Source organism: Streptomyces sp. 8K308 (assembly GCF_004348315.1).
Taxonomy (GTDB): Bacteria; Actinomycetota; Actinomycetes; order Streptomycetales; family Streptomycetaceae; genus Streptomyces.
Genome location: NZ_SMKC01000593.1, coordinates 1 through 1,783, shown reverse-complemented (window position 1 = coordinate 1,783; position 1,783 = coordinate 1). Strand labels below are relative to the sequence as shown.

Sequence of the window (1,783 nt, the reverse complement as noted above, 5' to 3'; positions counted from 1 at the left end):
GTGGTGGACGGCTGGTGGGCGGCGGACGGGGCGTGGCCGGCGGACGCCGTGTCGCGTGGCTCGCGGGGGAGGACGGAGCGCAGTGGCGCGATGTCGTCCTCCATGGCCTCGAAGACGTCGTTGACCTCGGAGCCGACGCCGTGCAGCTGGGCGGGGAGGCGGCCGCGGAGGTCGGCCCAGGCGCCGCGGTGGGTGGCGGAGAAGGCCGAGAGCGATTCCATCGGGTCGATGGAACCGTCGCTCTCGTAGGCCTGGGAGAGCAGCCGGTGGCCCTCGGCCGCGTCGTCGCGCATGTTGGCGAGGGCGCGGTGGATGGCGCCGAGGTCGTCCTCGTCGAGCGCGCCGGCGCGCTGCCGCTCGAGCAGGCGGCGAGCCTCGTTGAGCCGGGTGGCGGCGTGGTCGAGGTAGACGCGGCCGCGGTCGACGTCCCCGTCGGTGAAGTCGAGGCGGAGGTCCTCCATGCCGCGCTTGAGGCCGTAGAGGGTGTCGCCGGGGAGCGCGTCGGTGCTGGCGGCGGCGACGCCGCCGAAGGCGCCGGCCGCCACGCCCATGGTGAGGCCGCCGGCGGCGAGGCCCTTGGTGAGCCGCGACCTCGGGCGCAGGGCGCTCAGCCTCGGCATCGGGACGGTGCGGTGGGAGCCGCGGCCCGAGCGGGCCCGGCGTGGTGCCGGCAACCGCTCGGCGGGCCGCGCCGCGGCCTCGTCGCCGCGCTCCAGGGCGGCGATCAGCATGGCGCGCTGCTCCGCCTTGGCATCGGGGCTGAGCTCGGGCCGGGGCAGGGCGGCCAGCCTGTCCACCACGGACAGCAGGGCCGCCTGCTCCGCCCCGTCCGCCGGCTGGTCCGCCGCCGCCGGCCCGCCGTCGAGCCTGGGCTCTTCGAGCCCAGTCTCGTCGAGGAGCTGGGCGAAGGCGTTGGCCCGGCGGTTGGCCGACACGGATCCGATCACGGGCTGCACCTCCTCTCGTCACAGGATCCATGCGACTCGCTACCGACCGTGTGGAGCGAGTGCACTGCTTGTCCAATTGGCGACAACGAGCGGACAGGCACTCGGGTTACGGCTGGCAGATTATGTGACCGATCGGGTGAGGTTGATCACGCTCTGTTTACGGGCGGAGGTGACGTCCGAGGGGCTAGCGCGCGTCGTCGGGCAGCAGCCTCGCGAGGGTGCGAACGGCCCGGTACTGCAGGGTTTTGATGGCTCCCTCGTTCTTCCCCATCACTCGGGCGGTCTCGGCCACGGAGAGGCCCTGGAGAAACCGCAGCGTGACGCATTCCTGCTGCTGGGGGTTGAGCTTGCGGACGGCTTCGAGCAGCGCGGAGTTGGCCAGGGACTCGAGCACCGAGTCCTCTGGGCTTCGCTCGACCTCGTTGGCGTCCAGCATCTCCCCGGTGGTGACCTCGAGACGGAAGCGGCTGGACTTGAAGTGATCGGCGACCAGGTTGCGCGCGATGGTGACGAGCCACGCGCCGAAGTCGCGGCCCTGCCAGGTGAAGGTGCCGATCCGGCGGAGCGCGCGCAGGAAGGTCTCGCTGGTCAGGTCCTCGGCGGTGGCCCGGCCGCCGACCCGGTAGTAGATGTACCGGTAGACGGTGTCGGAGTAGTGGTCGTAGAGACAGCCGAAGGCCTCGGCCTCACCGGCCTGGGCGCGCGCCACGAGGTCCATCATGCGGCGGCTGTCGCTGGGGGCCGTGTCGCGCGCGGTGGAGGCGCCCGCGGCGCCGGGGCGGGCGCGTCTGCCCATGGTGGCGGTGCCGGTGGCGCCGTCGGCGAGGGCGTAGGCC

At 73.2% G+C, this 1,783-nt stretch carries 2 protein-coding genes; both read right to left on the bottom strand.

The features are described from left to right. Nucleotides 1-947 (bottom strand): DUF5667 domain-containing protein (locus E1265_RS35985; RefSeq protein ID WP_132935141.1); only part of this gene is annotated, 947 nt, incomplete at its 3' end. A 184-nt stretch (nucleotides 948-1,131) separates the two neighbouring features. Further along, nucleotides 1,132-1,783, bottom strand: a 652-nt coding sequence (locus E1265_RS35980; protein ID WP_132935140.1) for an ECF subfamily RNA polymerase sigma factor, BldN family, incomplete at its 5' end; no start/stop codon positions are given.